We start from the raw sequence: 16,914 nt of genomic DNA on the forward strand, positions 1-16,914 counted from the left end.
ACCTACGGAACCTATTCTCTCCGAAGCATAGACATCTGTAATCCCACTGGATTGGTCTCTGTCTCAAACTTTTTCGAATACCGCCTCTTAAGCTCTTCTATTAGTCTTTCAAGAACCCACCAAACAGTTGACGACCGAACACGTGTGCCTTGACAGCACTGATCACTCAATGCAAAATTGGCAGCGGCATGGACTAAACCATGCGCTGCGCTTGTCACAACTGGATTACACCGTTCGCATGTTGACCGAAAAATCTTCGGACTTATCCGGCTCTGCTTATTTGGAAAAACCTCCTGTCCTAGTCGTGGACGACGAGTATGGCCCAAGAGAGTCCATCGCATTTAGTCTTTCGAGTGAGTTCTCAGTTGATACTGCGGAACGGGCGCGTGAAGCATTAGTTAAGTTGCAAAATCGCTCGTACTCCGCAATCGTACTAGACATTCGAATGCCAGAAATGGATGGCATTCGAGCCCTCGAAGAGCTTCGTAAGATTGACCCCAATGTTTCGGTCATCATGCTTACGGGGTACGGCACCCTACTCACTGCTCAACAGGCAATGGTTGCAGGCGCAAATCAATACCTCCGAAAACCGCCCGATATTCCCGAGTTGATCGATGCAGTTCGAAAGCAAACCCAAGCAACTCGTCTTAGACGTGCTCAAGCGCTGGCAGCGATCGAGGCTCAATCATTAAATATAGCTTTAAAGAGAGAGATCGAACACAGTGAACCTCAAATATGGCAAGCAAGGGCATCTGTCGAACTTGTTCACGATTTAAACAATCCACTTACAGTTGTGATAGGTTACGCCGCTCTAGTAGCAGACGAAGCACGACTACTGGGCCAGCGAGATTCAGCGATCGGCAACAAGCTACTTGAATACGCCGCGATGGTGGAAAAGGCAGCGGAATACTGCCATCATTTATCCGAAAACTGGCGACTGGCTTCCAAGCAAGCTACTGAATTTCAGCGAATTAATCTTGTGCAGGTTGCGGAAGAAGTTAAGCAGGTAATATTTTTCAACAACTCGGCGATCCAATTTGCCGGTCTTAATGAAGCATGTGTGCGCGGTTCCAAGTTTGAGCTAATGAGGGTACTCCAAAACCTTTTCAAAAACTCGTTGGAAGCGGGATCATCCCAAGTAGCCGTGACTTTTGCCCGGAAGCGAGAACAACTTGAACTTAGCGTAGCAGACAACGGCTCAGGAATGGATCCAGAGCGCGTAAAAAGGGCACTTCACGGTGGATACAGCAGTAAGGCTAGCGGAACTGGCCTAGGTCTTAGCATTTGTCGACATTTAGCGGGAACACATGGCGCTGCTTTTACTTTGGAATCCGCCATCGGCAAAGGCACTACCGTGCGGTTGGTATTTCCAGCGGCCCCGCTGGGATGAAGCGGCGCCGAGTAAAGATTACTGGTATCGGATTTGTGACACCGGCCGGAATCGGCAGGACCCAATTCTGGTATGCGATACAATCATCCGCTAGCTATGCTAGGGTACTAAAATCGCTCCCCGAGGAGGCAGGCGTGTTTGTCGGGATGGAAGTTCCAAATTTTCAACCCGAGCCGACTCTCACAACTGCTGCCATCAAGCGCCTGCCCCGGCATACCCAATTCGCACTTACTGCGGCAAAACTCGCACTCTCCGACGCGAAACTGAGCTTTTCGAGCCTGCGCAATTGCTCACCGCTCGTGGTAGTGGGCGCTTCGCTGATGGACTTTGGGTCGATCAATAAAGGAATCGATTTGATATTGCGAAAAGGCCCCACGAGCGCACTTCCATCGACCGTTTTTACTGCTTCCGTAAGTTCTATAGGAGGAGCGATTGGAGAGGCAATAGGCGGAACTACCCGTACACTAACATTGCAAAGTGCTTGCTGCGCCGGTAGTGATGCCATTGGTCAGGCGGCAGACATGGTTGCAAACGGCGAGGCGGAGGTAGCACTTTGTGGCGGCACCGAAGCTCCATTGTATTTGCACCCCTTGCTCGAACTTAGGATGGCAGGGCTTGCCCCATCTAATCCAGACAATCCCGAACGCCAATGTCGACCGTTTGATCTTTGGCGAACGACTGGCGCGATAGGTGAAGGAGCGTGTATGCTGATATTGGAGCCCGAATCCAGCCCACGCCAAGGATACGCATTTATTGAGGGTTATTCGTTTTCGTCCGATGCCACAGAAATGCCGGGCTCCGGACTTTCACAGGCTCTTCAACTAGCGCTTGCCAATGCGCGCCGCAAGCCTGCGGACGTCGACTGCATTAACGCATGGGGCCCAGGACACCGAATCATTGATGCAGCCGAATCTTTGGCGCTAATCGAAACGTTTGGCAGTGACCTAAGGCGCATCCCGACAGTCTCTATAAAGGGCGCCATTGGAAATCCACTCGGCGCAGCAGGCGCGATACAAGTGGGATGCGCAGCGCTTTCTCTTTCAAAAGGGATCATTCCGCCGACAGTGAACTGGCAATACCCAGATCCCGAGTGCCCGCTAAACCTGAGTTCAAAGACGCGTACAGTCCGCCACGAACTTACAGTGGTCAATAGTCACGGATTGTCCGGAACAAATGCATGCCTAGTCTTGGCTCGTTGATATCTAATCCTGCCGCCCTCGCTGCGACCGCCGCAGTGTGCGTTGGCTTTGCGGCGTTTTGGGCAAATCCACGACGATCACTTAATCGTGTATTTCTCAGCGCCTCGCTTCACGCAGTGCTTTGGCTTGTGTGCCGCGAATTGGCCGGCATCGGCGGTCCACAAGGCCAAAAGCTGATGCGAGTGGCCGTCGCCATCGGCGCGATAATTCCATTCCATCTTTGGCTATTGAAGGAAACGATCGTAGTTAGCGGTCAAGAGCGGCTTCGCGGAATTTTTATCAGAGGAATTCCTTGGTTGCTAGTATGCTTAGCTCTAGCGGCCATAGCATTCACAGAGTGGATGGTACCTACGCAAACCGGCGCACAAATGCCTAAGTTTGAAACAGGTTACTACGTTTACATAGCGGGCCTCGTTATAATGTATGGCCAGTTATGCAGGGAGTCGGTTCGACAGATGCGGACATTAGTTGGAGCAAGTCGACTCGAGCTTCAGATTGTGCTCCTCGGCGGAAGCATCGCTGCAATTACGGTCATAGCATTAATGGGTCTTAGAGAAATCTACGCTGCTGCCTGGATTACACCGTTTCAGACCATTATAGTTCTTATTTTCTACGCTTGGACGGCCATCGCTATAACGACAACCAGAATACTTGACGCGCGACAGATATTTTACATCGGAGTTCAGAAGATTGCATTAGTCGCCTTCGTCACAACTGCAGCCTTCGTCTTAAACGAGACGCTACTATTCCGGCTGCCAGTACTCATGTCTCTCCTTACCTGTGCCGGTCTGGCCTCTATTATAGCAATTCCAACGAGTAAGCGCCTTGCAAAGATTTTTAACTACTTCCCCGAATCCACAGAGGTCAGAAAAGCAGCCTTTAGTGTAGCGCAGAGAGAAACTCGCAGCGAACATTTAGTCCGCGCATTTCGCAATATTCTAAACGGCTGGGGCCAAACCGAAAACTCGATCGTCGTCTCCGGTGGAAATGACACACTTAGCGGCAGCGACATCAGTCTCACCAGAGATTCACCAGTAGTCGGTGCCATGCGCACGTTGCGCTGGGCAACACCAGAGAGATTAATCAGAGAGCGAAGAACTCCTGAGCGAGGTGCAGTAGCCGATTTCCTAAAACTACACAACCTCGGGGTGCTGGTACTGGAGGAAGGACCCGCATTTTCAAGTATCGTCGGAGTTGGCACCGGTGCATCACGGCAACCATTCACGTACCCCCAGGTTACTCAGCTAGTCGAACTCGCATCGATTATAGAAAGCGCCTTAGAGCGCGCCCACTTCTCCGCAAAGGCTCAACATACCGAACAGTTGGCCACCGTTGGGCTACTTGGCGCAAGCCTCGCGCACGAAATCAGAAACCCGCTCGTTTCTATCAAGACATTCGTGCAACTGCTGCCCACTCACTACGGTGATGCGGCATTTCGCGATAAATTCTTCAAGCTGATCAGCAACGAAGTTAATCGCATCGATCAGCTTACGGAGCAGCTGTTGGACTTGTCTGCCCCCCGCTCCTATCTCGCACAACCAGTCGAGCTACACATTCTTATAAAAGACACGCTTGAACTCGTTTCAGCCAAATCGCTACACAAACAAATCGACCTAAATACAGACTTCCGCGCGTCGCCCGACGTTGCGTCGACAGACGCTTCAGCAGCAAAACAAGTCATACTCAATCTATGCTTCAACGCCATTCAGGCGATTGAGAACCACAACGCCAAAGAACGATGGATAGCGATATCAACCAGAAATACCGAAGGGGGCATTGAGTTATTGGTCGAAGACAGCGGACCTGGAATATCGCCGGAAATCCGCCCTCGACTCTTTCAGCCATTTCAAACCACAAAATCCACCGGTTTCGGTCTAGGTCTTGCGATTTGCAGCGATATCCTTGGGAGTCTTCAGGCTACCATTTCAGTCGATCCGTTCGAAAGCGGCCGCGGAGCGACTTTTCGAGTGAAATTCCCATGCCAACCTTCGTCGTCCTAGTTACCTCCGATCCCACTCTCGCGGAATCGTGGCGACAGCAACTGCCGCCTGGATTGGATGCGCTGCCAGTAAGTGACCCGAGTTTGGTCCAGCTAATGGCCACGAAAGGTTTCAGGTCAGTAGTAATGTTGGATATAGCGTCAGAAGTCTTGCTTCCGTCCGCTTTAGTATGTCACCCGACAATTCTCGTTGGCGAGCCGCGTAGCCTGCCTTTCGAACAAGCTCGCCTCCAACAACGTGCGAAGGCGTTTCTATCATATCAAGATAGCAAGAATCGATTGCCCGAACTGCTTACTCTCCTCCAGGAAGTCGCTGAAAAACAATCCGTAATAGAGCTCCTGACAGAAAGGAATTTACGAAATCCCGTTGCCCGAGGGGAACCTCGAATGCAACTTACGGAGGCGAGCGACTTGTGGGATTTCCTTGAAGGCGCGATTGAAAATCTCGATTCCCGCGATCGTTTGATTGCTGAATTCCGACGGGCGTCGCGCCAACTCCTTCGAGCATCGCATGCGGTATTTTTCCTTCGTGAGGCCGACGGATTTCGAGCAGACAGAGGTACGTCATTTTTTCCGGCAGACGATCCGCTGGTAACTTACTTTGAAAAACACCCCACATTGGTAGATGGGACAAATTGGGACGGCCCAGCCGAGCCCGTCGCTGAACTCGCCATTAGGAGCCGGCTTGCTCTTTGGGGAGCACGCCTACTAGCTCCTATTCACGACAACGGACGACTCCTTGGACTCGTTGCGTTTGGCGTTCGCGACGACGGCCAGCCTTATGATGATTCATGCAGAACCAGGGCAATTCACTTTGCCCGGCTACTCAGACACTTTCTCGCAAGGTCCGGGCAACTGGGCCGCCTATCCCATCAGGCAGAGAAACTTAGCTTAGGCGCCAAATACCTTCCAGGAACGATTGTACTCGGGAGAGAGGAGCTTGAGCCACGAAACCTGCCGCTGATTGTACGAGACTTGATAGGACAAGTGCGCAGATTTGGCGAAGTTTGCCGAGTTGCTCCGTCTACAGATCAACCTTTTCGTGCAAGCGCCGGAGTAATCGAGGAAACCGGGGGCATTTGGGCGACCTGGCAAGAAGCTAGCAGCGAGCTACACGATGCCAACGCTCGGGAACAAGCTGGGCGAAGAGAGATATTGCGGGAGCTTGCGTTAACACTAAACCATGAGCTCGGAAACGCGTTGGTGTCATTAACGACATTCCGGCATGCACAAATTGGTACACCCATACCGGCTCCGCTTATCGAGACAGTTAAGGGTGATGTTACTAGTTTAGAATCATTAAACAACGATCTGGCTTTGATGCAAAGCTTCCACGAACAGGGTGCGTCGATCGTGGATATGAGAGAAATTGCGAGATCCATTGGCGACTCACTAGGCATAAAGGTTGAGACAGGTCCCGACCCCGTAATGCTGTCTGTTTCGAGGAAATTGCTGGACTTTTCGTTGAGTGCAATAATCCAAACAGTAGGAGAGAACAGGCCAGAGCACGGACTTAAAGATCTAGCATTAGTCGTCCGCTCGACGGGCTCCGGGACGGAGTTAACGACATTGTTCTCTCTCAAAGGAAAGAGATTGGAGCTTGAGGGCGTTCTCCCCGAACCTGTGGAGAATGCGGTGCCCAACCAAGGTCGATTTAGCGTATTCCTTGCTAAGGAAGTCATCCGACTACATCGAGGCGAAATTCACGCGGGGCCAGGGATAGAAGGAACTGAGATACTTATCTCAATCCGTAGATGGTAGGAGGAAGTAATAGCCGACTCAAAGATGCGGTGACTTCGTGGCTACGCACGGAGCCGTGTATTATCTCCGCCGTGCTCTTTGGCTCCCAATCGCGGTCGACGGAGGCCCCAGCAAGGGCAGATCAATGGTCCGACATCGACATTCACTTAATTGTACGATTGCCGCAGTCCCTGGAAGAGCGGGACTGGAACGAAATCTTCCCCGAATTTAACCTCTGCCTCCGTGTTTCGCGTCCAGCAACCGGTGGAGTTCGAAAATTAACACTGATTTTCGACGAAGGAGAAGTAGATCTTATCATAGTACCTTTTGTAAAAGCGTACCTTGCGCGTCTAGCTCTTGGCATTGGGCTCTACCCACGAATTCTTTCACTAAAACGAGCTCTGGATCTATTTTCCACGATACTTCATGGTGGCTATATTTTCCTAAAAGGGGAGCATTCGTGGGGTAATTTTTACAGTACGGTTTCGAAGCTTCCAGGCTTCAGACTTTCTGAGACCGAGGCGATAATATTGGCTACTACATCGCTTTGTGATTTGTTAGGATTTTTCAAGAAACTCAGACGAGGAGAGTTAATTGCCGCTCAACGCATCTTGCATAACTCTTTAGTTGAAAATAACATTATTCTTTTACACGAAGTAAGAACAAGGCGCCAAACCGTATCATTTCAGCAAGCTCGCAGAGTAGAGATTTTAGCTACAGCGCCACAGATAGGGCATGTTTCCGCGAGCGCGAAACTAAACACACGGGACCTTAGCGACGCCGCATGGAACGCACTCGATGGCTTAAAATCACTAATGCAGGAAATTTCACCCACCTGGACAGTTCCTTCCGGCGTTCAGGGCATTTTAGAAACATATAGAGCTCCTCTCACTGCCCCTGATGCTCTTGAATAGAGGAGTTTAGGTAGAAGTATGGGCGTCACGATGACGAACACAATCTCACCATGCATCATGGCATTGGCTATTATCCTATGTTCATAACTTTTATTAACTTCTGATCAATGGGTAAATCCATATGTGTTATCGATACAAACCAGAGATTCTACGACGTTTGGACGGCAGAGTTCGCTTTCGCCAAGGCTGTTTCTTCAGCTAACGCGGCGCGTACGCTTGCACCGCGCCGCCTCCTACCCCTTGAGGTTGAGGCGAAGCTGTGGCCGAACGCCGCCGCGGAAACTCTCCTAACAGAAATCGCGCACAGGGTTCTACAAAAGCGGGATCCTCCGAGGTTCGCGATCCATCGTAAAGGAGGCGTGCAACGTTCTGAACCATCAGGCACTGACGATACAGGCGGTTCGTTGCAACGACTCTTTCGGCCGTCAATCCGAGCTTTTCGTCAGCCACCAGCTCGCGCTGGCGGTTGAGTTCAGCCAGCGAAGCTACTGCATCACTAAACGCCTCCGTCGAACTTGTAGACCAACCACAGGAGGCGAGATCTACAGCGTAGTGTTAGCAAGCTGCTAAGAGGTTACGACCTCGCTCAATTGTGCACGGCATGTCTCGTGCAACGGCAACACCGACTTGAAACTCTCCACGAAGTAACGTTCCGTTACGCGGAAATGCCAAGCGCGCGGCACGCCGGAGCACCGACGATTGATGGCGAAACTCCGCAAGAAGTTCAGCCTGCGTTTTCACGAGTGTACCCAGCGAGCCGATCGCGCCACTCTGTTCAGCACCCAACTTCGCAACGAGCGCGACTTGAGCAGTGAAATCAGCGACAAATGCTGGGGACAAATTAACTACCACCTGTTCGCCGATGGTTTTCTCATTGAGCGCCCCTAAGAGGCGCTGGGCCACGCTTACAAGCGTGCCGGTCGAGGAGGCATACTCCCGATGAACTAATACAACTGACATGACTTTCCTAACTGTTTTATTATACCAAAAGCCTCTAACATTTAGACTATACAAGCAGGTCGCTTTGGAGCAGTCCGGGGGCATGGCGAGAACTCTACCGAAACTGGGCGAGGAAGTGGTGGCACAGATTGAGGCGGCGTGGACGCAGTCCCAGCCGGACTGGGCGCGGCGGCGGCTGCTGGTGGTGCGGCTGATCGCGCAGCACGAACTGACGGTGGCGGAGATCATGAAGATTGCGGATGTGTCGCGGCAGACGGTGTTCACGTATCGGGACAAGGTCGTCGCCGGCGGCGTGGCCGCTCTGCTGCAGCGGGGCAAGGCGCCGGGAAACCGGCCGGCCGTGCGTGGGGCCGTGCAAACCGAGTTCCTGGAACGGTTGGCCGCCGGGCAGTTCCGGCGAGCGAAGGACGCCCAAGCTTGGATTAAGAAGCGCACCCGCAAAACCCTCAGTGAGAGCGGTGCCCTCAAGGTGCTGCGCCGGTTGGGCGGTAAGCTCAAAGTGCCCCGCAAGAGCCATGCGAAAAGGATCCCGCGAAAGCCGCGGCCTTCAAAGTCGAACTGCCCCTGAAACTGGAAGCGCTCGCCGGTCCGGCCGCGCGCACCGGACAACCGGTGCGGTTGTGGGTGCTCGATGAGCACCGCTATGGCTTGTTGCCCGTGATCCGTCGGGTCTGGGGCCAACGCGGGGTCCGCGTGCACGCCCCGTATGCGACGCGTTATCAGTGGGGCTACCTCCACGAGGCGCTGGAAGTCGATGGCGCCAACCGCCTGGAACTACTGTTCACCCCGTGCATCGACCAAGACGTGCATGCGCTGTTTCTTCAACAGCTCGGCGCCACGGACCCGGCGGCGTTGCATGTCGTGATCCAAGACCAGGCCGGCTTCCACCTGCCACTCGCTGATCCGCGCTTGCCCAAGAACGTCCGACTGCTGCCCTTGCCGCCCTATAGCCCAGAACTCAATCCGGTCGAGAAACTCGGTGACTTGGTGAAGGACCAGATCTGCAATCGACTCTATCCGAGCCTGCGCCGCCTCGAAGATCATCTGCTCGCCGCGCTGCGACCGTGGCGCACCGAGAGCGCCCGCGTCGCGGAGTTGATTGGCCGCGGCTGGCTACTCGACGGCGTAAACGCTGGCGCGCCAACCTAAAGTCTAATTAATAACGGCGATTGGTATTACTAGACTAAGTCATTCAAGGAGCCCGTTCGACTTAACGAAGTGGACCGAAAGATATCGATCTATTGCACTTCATCGGCAATCGCAGGTGCCATGAATGGAATCTCACTTCTGATTGTACGCCGGGACACCGGCCCGAGTATCCAAGAGGTAACAAGGAAAAATAGGCCGATTTAAAGACAAGGCTACAGACCGAGATTCAAGTCCGGCCTTGCTACAGATCGGACTTCCTAGCCCATTGCCCGGAATTACCGGTGCCAGCGGTGATTAACGTTTATCGTCAACATCACCGCTCAGAAATGAATAACAGTTCAAATGCAGTATAGTCTGAACAATGCAAGGCAAAAATCGTCGATGGATCAACAGTCTGGGCCAGAGAGACACTAATCGTCCGCTCCAACTCTGCCGCTTGCGCTGTTTTGCGCAGATATACCACAATCAATTCGCCAGTTTAGCTGCGATTACTGCGGATCCTTTGGGTGCAGGATAGCCCGCGGAGCAAGAATTTGGAGTTCCAGATTCCACCTACGATGCGAGAACATGGAGAATCTCTACACATGCCTCTGTTCTTTTTTATATTAATTATAACCTTTGACTTACAATCCTATCCGACGCCGGAAGACAAACCGCCCGAAGACTGCAGCGTCTGGACGGATGTCCACGTTCCGCTGCTCAAACACGTCAGCGTTACATCGAATCTTCGCAACATTTGGACCGGATATCACAAGATCCAGCTACTACTTTTCCGCTTTTGTTCGGAACTCTTACTACTTCGGCGGATGCACTGCTTCGTCCAACTGTGACTTCGCATGGTTATTTGCGATGGCAGCAGGTTTTTGCCGGAAACGGCCGGGGAAGAATCTGCCAGTTGCTACGTTTCATTGAAACGTCTCTCGTCTGCCACGATCGGTCGCAGCCTTTCGCGCGTGGTGTCTGGAATTTCACACTGTCAGTGATACAACCGTCTCCGCTATTGCTCGGAAACGACTGAATCCGTTTGAGGCTCTTTCCATCTCGGGTAGCGCCGGCACGCTAGGCGTGACGCGATCACAAGCCCACAGTTGAAACAGCGCGGTCCAGTCCGCAAAGCTCACTCGAACGGTGCCCCTGCGATGGCCATGACTCGATCCCGCTCTAACTGCGGCAGGAATTGGAAGACATTCAACAAGGGTATCCGCTCACGAGCGTCCATAAACCTTCTCTCTAGACCGTCCAGCGTCCACTCGGATTCCATTCGCTTCTTCCCCGTACCGCGGTCGGTGAAAGTCATCCCTTTCCTTAGCCGGACTCATGCAGATGAGGTCCGAAGGACAGAGCATTTTCGGGCGTGGGCACCGAGAGCGGCAACTGCATCGCAGGAGGTTGGGTCGGCGATGCGGCGCAGGAGAGCGAGCCACCAATCGCGTGCGTAGTCGCCGACGACGGCGAGTTTGAGGCTGGGTTTGCCGGCGGCGCAGGTGAAGAGCTGCCGGCCGGGCTGGCCGAGTCGCTGTTGCGGCCGGACACAAAGATTACAGGCGGTGATGGCGAGGAGGCAGGCCGCTTCCGTCGCCCAAAACGAGCGGCAGCACAGCCCTTTCAAGCCAAACTGGGCGCCGAGTTCCTTGATGCAGTTTTCGGTGTCCGCGCGGCCGTTGCAGCGGCGACACGGTGGCGGGCAGGTTGGTACGCAGCGCCTGGAACTTGTCACCGGGTACCTCGATGAGTTGCTTGCCGCCGGCGTGTGGCCGCTCGGCACTGCGTTGGCGCACGACGATCAGACGCCCGCCGCGCGCGTCGGCCACTTCCTGCACGGCCAGACCCCGCACGTCGGTCGCCGTCCAGGCCGCTTCGTCGTGGCGGCACAGCGCCTGGACTGGGGAACGCAGGGCGGCCGCCAGCACATAAGAGAGTTTTTCCGCTTCCAGCTTAGTGATCATCTTCTCGGTGCAAAAACCGCTGTCCGCGCGCACCAGGCCGATCCGCACGCCCGCGGGCAAGCGCGCGAGGGTGTCGCCCAGAAACACGTCCGCGGCACTGACGCAAGCGGTGTTGCCCGGGCGTAACCAGAAGTTGGCGATGAGGGGCACCTCCGCGATGGCGGCCACGATGGGGCGGTGACACGGCTTGAGCCCCTTGCGGGTGTAGCCGACACGCACCCCCTGCTGTCGCCCGTCTTCGTGCACCAGCGCAAAGGAGTCCAAATCCAACGTGTAGCCTTCGGCGCGGGCGGGCAGAGCGCCCAACACCCAGGCGTGGGGTCCGCCGAGCTCTTTGCACGCGGCCCGACCGCAGGCGGCGAAGAATCGCAAGAGGGTCGACTGACTCGGCACCGCTTCGATGCCCAGCACCTCCGCCACGGCCGGGTCGTGCGCCAGATGCGCCACCCGCGCCAGCTTGTCCGCCCCGCAGAGATTCCCACCGATAAAACCCAACGCCGTGTCCACCTGCTCCAAGGCGTTGGGACTCGTCGGCGCATGCGGCAACACCGTGGCGAGCTTCTCGCGCAGCCCGCTTTCCCGCACAACGCTCGTCCACACCGCCAGACCCCCGTGCGCCATCAGGCGCTGGTCGGTGAAGCCGATCCGCATCCACTGCACTCCGCTTTTTCGTGCCCAAATCCAGCCGCACCCTTTGGTTCGCCTCCGTCTCTGGCGTTAACGTCGTCTTGTGTTTCGCACCATCAGCGTCGCCAAATGGTGCCCTCTTTGGCGACTACTGCATGAGTCCCGCTCGGGGGATAGGAACCGATTCGCGGCCCTGGCCTCGGCCCCATTCTGACAAGCCAGCGGAGTGCTCTCGGCAGTTCCTATGAAAGGCTGTCGCAGGACCGTACTGAAACGCGTTCCCAGCCGCTCGTACCTGAAGCCGCAACCCGCCAGTTCCTGCTGCGCCCCAAGTGGGGCCCGGAAAAACATGGGTTGTTCAAAGCTCCGGCGGACGCAGCCCTCGTGTCACCGATGTCTCCGGTTCATGCCGGGAAAATGCCCCCTTCCGGCTTCGGGAGCCAGCTACGCCAGCACTTCGCGGATCACGTGGCCCTCGACGTTCGTCAGGCGGCGCTGCACGCCGTTGTGCTCGAAGGTCAGGCGCTCGTGATCGAGTCCGAGCAGATGCAGGATCGTCGCGTTGAAATCGTAGAGCGGATGGATGTCCTGCACGGCCTTTTGGCCGAGTTCGTCGGTGACGCCGTGACTGACGCCGCGCTTCACTCCCGCGCCCGTGAGCCAGCAGGTGAATCCATCAGGGTTATGGTCACGGCCAAACGAACCTTTTTGAAAAAACGGCATGCGCCCGAATTCCGTGCACCACACCACCAGCGTCTCGTCGAGCAATCCGCGTTCGCGCAGATCGCGAATCAACGCCGCCGCGGGCTGATCGAGGATCGCGGCGTGCTTGTCATACTGCTCCTTCAATTTGTCGTGGCCGTCCCAGTTCAGTTCGCCACTGCTGGCGTACGCGCCGTTGAACAACTGCACGAAGCGCACGCCCTTCTCAATCAGCCGGCGCGCGAGAATGCAGTTGCGGGCAAAACCCGCCTTGACGCGGTTGTTCGGATCATCGGCGCCGTAGCTTTTCAACACGTGCGCCGGCTCAGTCGAAAGATCGCTGATGCCAGGCACACTCAATTGCATGCGCGCGGCCAGTTCGTAGCTGGCGATGCGCGCGGCGAGTTTGCCGTCGCCGGGATGTTGTTCGAGATGGCGCGCGTTCATGCCCTGCAGCAGCGAACGCGCCGCGCGGTCGGCCTCCGGCGACGTCCCGGGCGCGGTGAGATGCCGCACCGGATCCTTGGCACTCAACGTCGTGCCTTGAAACGCCGCGGGCAGAAATCCCGGGCCCCAATTGTTGGAGCCGTTCTGCGGCACCCCGCGAGGATCGAGAATGGAAACGAACGCCGGCAGGTCTTGGTTTTCGCTGCCGAGCGCGTAGCTCACCCAGGAGCCCAGGCTCGGGAACCCATCGAGCACGAATCCGGTGGAAAGGAAATTCTCGGCCGGGCCGTGCGTGTTGCTGCGACTCGTGAGCGAGTGGACGAACGCGAGGTCATCGGTCAGCTCCGCGAGGTGGGGAATCAAATCCGAGACCATCTTGCCGGTCTGACCCCGCGGACGAAACGCGTACTGCGGCCGCGCGAGATTGCCGGCCGGGCCCTGAAACGTCACCGTCGGTCCGCCCTTGAGCGGCAGGCCGTCGTGCTTGATCAGCTCGGGCTTGTAGTCCCACGTCTCGAGCTGGCTCACCGCGCCGGCGCAGAAGATCACGATCACGTTTTTCGCCTTCGCGGGAAAGTGCGCCGACCGCGGCGCGTACGGACGGGCCGGATCAATCAGAGGCCGCGATGCCCCGAGCAGGCCGTCGAAGCCCAGCAGATCCGTCAGCGCAATCGAGCCCAGCGCCGTGGCCGTGCTGGCCAGAAAGCCGCGCCGGTTCAACAGGTGCCGGCCGTGCAGGGAGAGGTGTTCGGCGCGCGCGTTCATGGCAGGAAGACAAATTCGTTGCTGTTGAAAAGCGCCCGGCCCAGCGGAGCGACTCCGTGGACGCGCACGGCCGGTTCGGCCGCGGCGATCTCCGCCGCCACGGGCTCGCGACCGAGCGCGAGCTGATACGCGCGACGAATCTGCGCAACCGGATCGGCACCGGCCTCGGTCTGCACGCGCGCGGCGAACGCGGCGGATTCGTCGAGGGTAAAGCGGCTGTTGAAGAGATTGAGCGCCTGGATCGGCGTGGTTGACTCGCGCCGCCGCGCGGTGCTCTGACCCGCATCGGGACAATCGAACGCGCCAAACACCGCCTCGCGTTCGCGACGGACCTTGTGCGCGTACACCATGCGGCGCAGGCCTTCGCCCTTGAACGTCTCGACCGGCTTGAAACCCGTCAGGCCACCGCGCTTGTCGAACAAGTCGAAACCCCGGCCGTACATGGTGAAATCCAGGCGGCCGCTGACCGCGAGCATCGCGTCGCGCAGTGTCTCCGCCTCCAGCCGGCGCGAGGGAAAACGCCAGAGCAGCCGGACGTCGGCATCGCGGGCCTGGGCTACCGCGGGATGTCATGGGCCTGCCGATACGTCGCTGAAAGCACGATCAGCCGGTGCAGGTGTTTCACCGACCAGCCCGAGCGGATGAACTCCGCGGCGAGCCAGTCCAGCAACGCCGGATGCGAGGGCCGGGTGCCGTTGCGGCCGAAATCGCTCGGCGTATCGACCAGGCCGGGACCGAAATGTCCCTGCCAGATCCGGTTGACCATGACGCGGGCCGTCAGCGGATTGGCGGGACTGGCGATCCAGTCGGCCAGCGCCTGCCGCCGCGCGAGTTCGGGCGTGTCGCGCGGCAGCGCCCGATCACCGAGCGCCACCGGCACCGCCGGCTCCACGGGCTCCTTCGGCTGCTCGGGATCGCCGCGTTGCAGCAGCCGGATCTCATCCGGCTGTCGGAACGACCCGGCGAACACCCGGCCGCCGAGTTCCGCCGCCTTGATCGCCGCGTCCAGCGTCTTCTTCTCCTGTTGCAACACCGTCGCCTGGGCCGCCTCCTCCGCCGCCAGGCCCGCCGTCGAGAATTCCGCGGGTTTGTTTTTCGCCGCCTGCTCCGCCCGATCCGACGAGCCGGCCACCTGCCGCCAGATACCGTCCGCACCCGCGACCTCGATGACGTACTGCGTCGCCACGCGATCGTTGTACTTGCCTTCGCGGTCGCGGCTCCAGACCACGCGATCAATCACGTGTTCGCGGGGAAATTCCAGCTCCACCCAGCCGCGTCCGTCCTCGTTCGACAGCCAGCTGCGCGTGTCGCCGAACGTGCCGTCGTTGACGTAGCGCAGATCGTGGCGGTCGGCGACGATCGTTTCCCCCGACGACGTCGCCGTCGCGCCCGCGGTGGCCAGCGCGACATTCGCCCCGGCATGATCGAACACCTCGAGTTCATCGAGGCACGGTTCCAGTTTGCGGGTGGCCTGAATGGTGAAACGAATCCGCTTCGTGGAGACAGGCGCGAAGCGGTCCGTGTTGGCCCGGGCCGTCACGGGCGTGCGCACCGCGCCGGAATTCGCCAGCGGCACGAAACGCGCGAGCTGTTGATCGACGGCGGCAGCCTTCAGCTTGAGCCGTTTCGCCTCCGCGCGCCGCGCATCGGCCTCGGGGGTGCGCCAGTCGCGCTCCTCGTACTCCACGCCGGCGACGAACGCCTGCAGCGCATAGTAGTCGCGCTGCGAGATGGGATCGAACTTGTGATCGTGACAGCGGGCGCAGCCCACGCTCAGCCCGAGAAACGTCTGCCCGACGTTGACGACGATTTCGTCGAGCGAGTCCTGTCGCGCCAGCCGCAGCGAAGGCGCGTCCTTGCCGATTTGCCCGCGCAGGAGGACCGACGCCGTGACCAGAAAGCCCGTGGCCGCATCCTGGTTCAAACCGTCGCCCGCGATCTGTTCACGGATGAAGGCATCGTACGGCGTATCCTGATTGAACGCACGGATGACGTAGTCGCGATACGGCCAGGCGTTGGGCCGCTCGGTGTTCACCTCGAAGCCGTGCGTATCCGCAAAGCGGACGACATCCAGCCAGTGCTGCGCCCAGCGTTCGCCATGGCGCGGCGACGCCAGCAACGCCTCCACGACGCGCTGCTCGGCCCCGCCGGTCTGATCGGCAAGAAACGCGGCCACCTGCTCCGGTGTGGGCGGCAGGCCGATGAGATCGAAGGTCACGCGCCGCAGCCAGGTCGCGCGATCCGCCGGCGGCGTCGGCCGCAAGCCCGCCTCCTCCAGCCGCGCGAGAACAAACCGATCGATCGCGGCGCGCGGCCACGCCTGATCTCGGGTCGCGGGCGGAGTCGACGTTTGCAGCGGCTTGAACGACCAGTGATCGCGTTTGTCCTCGACCTTCGCTGTGTCGACGCCGTCGGGCCAGACCGCGCCGCCTTCAATCCAACGGGTCAGCGTGGCGATCTCCTGCGGCGAAAGCCGGTCGCCTTTCGGCGGCATCCGGTCCTCGTCGTCACCGGCCGTGACCAACGTCAGCAGGGGGCTGCCGGCGGCATTGCCTGGCACGATGTTGGGCGCGCTGGCGTCGCCGCCTTTGAACGCGACTTCCTTCACATCGAGCCGCAGACCCGACTTTTGCTTCTTCTCCCCGTGGCACTCATAGCAGTGCTGCTCGAAAATCGGCCGCACCTCGCGCACGAAGTCCACCGGCGCGGCCGTGGTTGCGAACGGAGCGACCGCCAGTCCGAACCACGCACGGCGAGGTGCGCGCAGGGAGCGAAAAGGGAAATACACGGTGGGGTACGAAGGGACAAAAGCGGTCGGGCCGCGGAGAAAGCGATGCCGCGATGGCCGTGTCATTGTCGTTCGCCGGCACGAGCGCAAGTCAGAGCGTGCGGCTGCACCCGCCACCGCGTAGCAGCCCAAGCCAACGATTCAGCTGCCCGCGAATGACGCGAACGATAGGAAAGTAAAATGAGCTCTGACTCTGCGGTGAATTTCCATGGAGCGTAGCGGGACCGAATTGTGGCGGCGAAGTTCGCGGCCGTTGGCGTCATTTGCGGGCGCTCTCCTGCATGATTG

At 57.8% G+C, this 16,914-nt stretch carries 13 protein-coding genes; 8 read left to right on the forward strand and 5 right to left on the reverse strand.

Features of this window, described 5'->3' with window-relative positions; genetic code table 11:
- Nucleotides 1–238: 238 nt before the first annotated feature.
- The 8 genes from ACLJEU_RS22965 to ACLJEU_RS23000 all read left to right on the forward strand — a co-directional run bounded on the left by ACLJEU_RS22965 (nt 239) and on the right by ACLJEU_RS23000 (nt 9,351).
- The gene (locus ACLJEU_RS22965; protein ID WP_414662874.1) at nt 239–1,390 is read left to right on the forward strand and encodes an ATP-binding response regulator; all 1,152 of its coding nucleotides are present in this window, start codon (nt 239–241) and stop codon (nt 1,388–1,390) included.
- On the forward strand, nt 1,387–2,589 hold the full coding sequence (locus ACLJEU_RS22970) for a beta-ketoacyl-[acyl-carrier-protein] synthase family protein (protein ID WP_414662875.1): 1,203 nt from the start codon (nt 1,387–1,389) through the stop codon (nt 2,587–2,589). The genes ACLJEU_RS22965 and ACLJEU_RS22970 overlap by 4 nt, the downstream gene beginning before the upstream one ends.
- A complete protein-coding gene (locus tag ACLJEU_RS22975; protein WP_414662876.1) occupies nt 2,568–4,589 on the forward strand; it encodes a sensor histidine kinase in 2,022 nt (673 codons plus the stop codon). Before ACLJEU_RS22970 ends, ACLJEU_RS22975 begins: the two co-directional genes overlap by 22 nt.
- Nucleotides 4,568–6,349 carry a hypothetical protein gene (locus tag ACLJEU_RS22980; protein WP_457795294.1) on the forward strand — a complete coding sequence of 594 codons (1,782 nt, stop codon included), beginning with the start codon at nt 4,568–4,570 and terminating at the stop codon, nt 6,347–6,349. Before ACLJEU_RS22975 ends, ACLJEU_RS22980 begins: the two co-directional genes overlap by 22 nt.
- 71 nt (nt 6,350–6,420) lie before the next feature.
- Complete coding sequence (locus ACLJEU_RS22985) at nt 6,421–7,242, forward strand: hypothetical protein (RefSeq protein WP_457795295.1); 822 nt, start codon at nt 6,421–6,423, stop codon at nt 7,240–7,242.
- A gap of 702 nt (nt 7,243–7,944) precedes the next feature.
- Nucleotides 7,945–8,130, forward strand: coding sequence for a hypothetical protein (locus ACLJEU_RS22990; protein ID WP_414662879.1), 186 nt, complete (start codon nt 7,945–7,947; stop codon nt 8,128–8,130).
- Between the two features lie 154 nt (nt 8,131–8,284).
- Entirely contained in the window at nt 8,285–8,770 is a 486-nt protein-coding gene (locus ACLJEU_RS22995; protein ID WP_414662711.1) for a helix-turn-helix domain-containing protein, read from the forward strand.
- A gap of 89 nt (nt 8,771–8,859) precedes the next feature.
- Nucleotides 8,860–9,351: a transposase gene (locus ACLJEU_RS23000; protein WP_457795291.1), complete on the forward strand. Its 492-nt coding sequence runs from the start codon at nt 8,860–8,862 to the stop codon at nt 9,349–9,351.
- 1,538 nt (nt 9,352–10,889) lie between these two features.
- Here the strand turns inward: ACLJEU_RS23000 and ACLJEU_RS23005 are convergent.
- The 5 genes from ACLJEU_RS23005 to ACLJEU_RS23025 all read right to left on the reverse strand — a co-directional run bounded on the left by ACLJEU_RS23005 (nt 10,890) and on the right by ACLJEU_RS23025 (nt 16,626).
- Complete coding sequence (locus ACLJEU_RS23005; RefSeq protein ID WP_414662635.1) at nt 10,890–11,948, reverse strand: transposase; 1,059 nt, start codon at nt 11,946–11,948, stop codon at nt 10,890–10,892.
- Between the two features lie 66 nt (nt 11,949–12,014).
- Nucleotides 12,015–12,275 carry a transposase DNA-binding-containing protein gene (locus ACLJEU_RS23010; RefSeq protein WP_414662636.1) on the reverse strand — a complete coding sequence of 87 codons (261 nt, stop codon included), beginning with the start codon at nt 12,273–12,275 and terminating at the stop codon, nt 12,015–12,017.
- A 93-nt stretch (nt 12,276–12,368) separates the two neighbouring features.
- Nucleotides 12,369–13,838: a DUF1501 domain-containing protein gene (locus ACLJEU_RS23015; RefSeq protein WP_414662637.1), complete on the reverse strand. Its 1,470-nt coding sequence runs from the start codon at nt 13,836–13,838 to the stop codon at nt 12,369–12,371.
- Complete coding sequence (locus ACLJEU_RS23020; protein ID WP_414662880.1) at nt 13,835–14,368, reverse strand: DUF1553 domain-containing protein; 534 nt, start codon at nt 14,366–14,368, stop codon at nt 13,835–13,837. The genes ACLJEU_RS23015 and ACLJEU_RS23020 overlap by 4 nt, the downstream gene beginning before the upstream one ends.
- Before the next feature lie 26 nt (nt 14,369–14,394).
- Entirely contained in the window at nt 14,395–16,626 is a 2,232-nt protein-coding gene (locus ACLJEU_RS23025; RefSeq protein WP_414662638.1) for a PSD1 and planctomycete cytochrome C domain-containing protein, read from the reverse strand.
- Nucleotides 16,627–16,914 lie beyond the last annotated feature (288 nt).

Origin of the sequence: Terrisphaera buseokensis, assembly GCF_047521145.2 — a bacterium.
Lineage (GTDB): Bacteria > Verrucomicrobiota > Verrucomicrobiia > Opitutales > Opitutaceae > ER46.

Coding starts and splice junctions, on each gene's coding strand:
- ACLJEU_RS22965 (WP_414662874.1), top strand. CDS start 239: ATGTTGACCGAAAAATCTTCGGACTTATCCGGCTCTGCTTATTTGGAA.
- ACLJEU_RS22970 (WP_414662875.1), top strand. CDS start 1,387: ATGAAGCGGCGCCGAGTAAAGATTACTGGTATCGGATTTGTGACACCG.
- ACLJEU_RS22975 (WP_414662876.1), top strand. CDS start 2,568: ATGCCTAGTCTTGGCTCGTTGATATCTAATCCTGCCGCCCTCGCTGCG.
- ACLJEU_RS22980 (WP_457795294.1), top strand. CDS start 4,568: ATGCCAACCTTCGTCGTCCTAGTTACCTCCGATCCCACTCTCGCGGAA.
- ACLJEU_RS22990 (WP_414662879.1), top strand. CDS start 7,945: ATGGCGAAACTCCGCAAGAAGTTCAGCCTGCGTTTTCACGAGTGTACC.
- ACLJEU_RS22995 (WP_414662711.1), top strand. CDS start 8,285: ATGGCGAGAACTCTACCGAAACTGGGCGAGGAAGTGGTGGCACAGATT.
- ACLJEU_RS23005 (WP_414662635.1), bottom strand. CDS start 11,948: ATGCGGATCGGCTTCACCGACCAGCGCCTGATGGCGCACGGGGGTCTG.
- ACLJEU_RS23010 (WP_414662636.1), bottom strand. CDS start 12,275: ATGTTTTTCCGGGCCCCACTTGGGGCGCAGCAGGAACTGGCGGGTTGC.
- ACLJEU_RS23015 (WP_414662637.1), bottom strand. CDS start 13,838: ATGAACGCGCGCGCCGAACACCTCTCCCTGCACGGCCGGCACCTGTTG.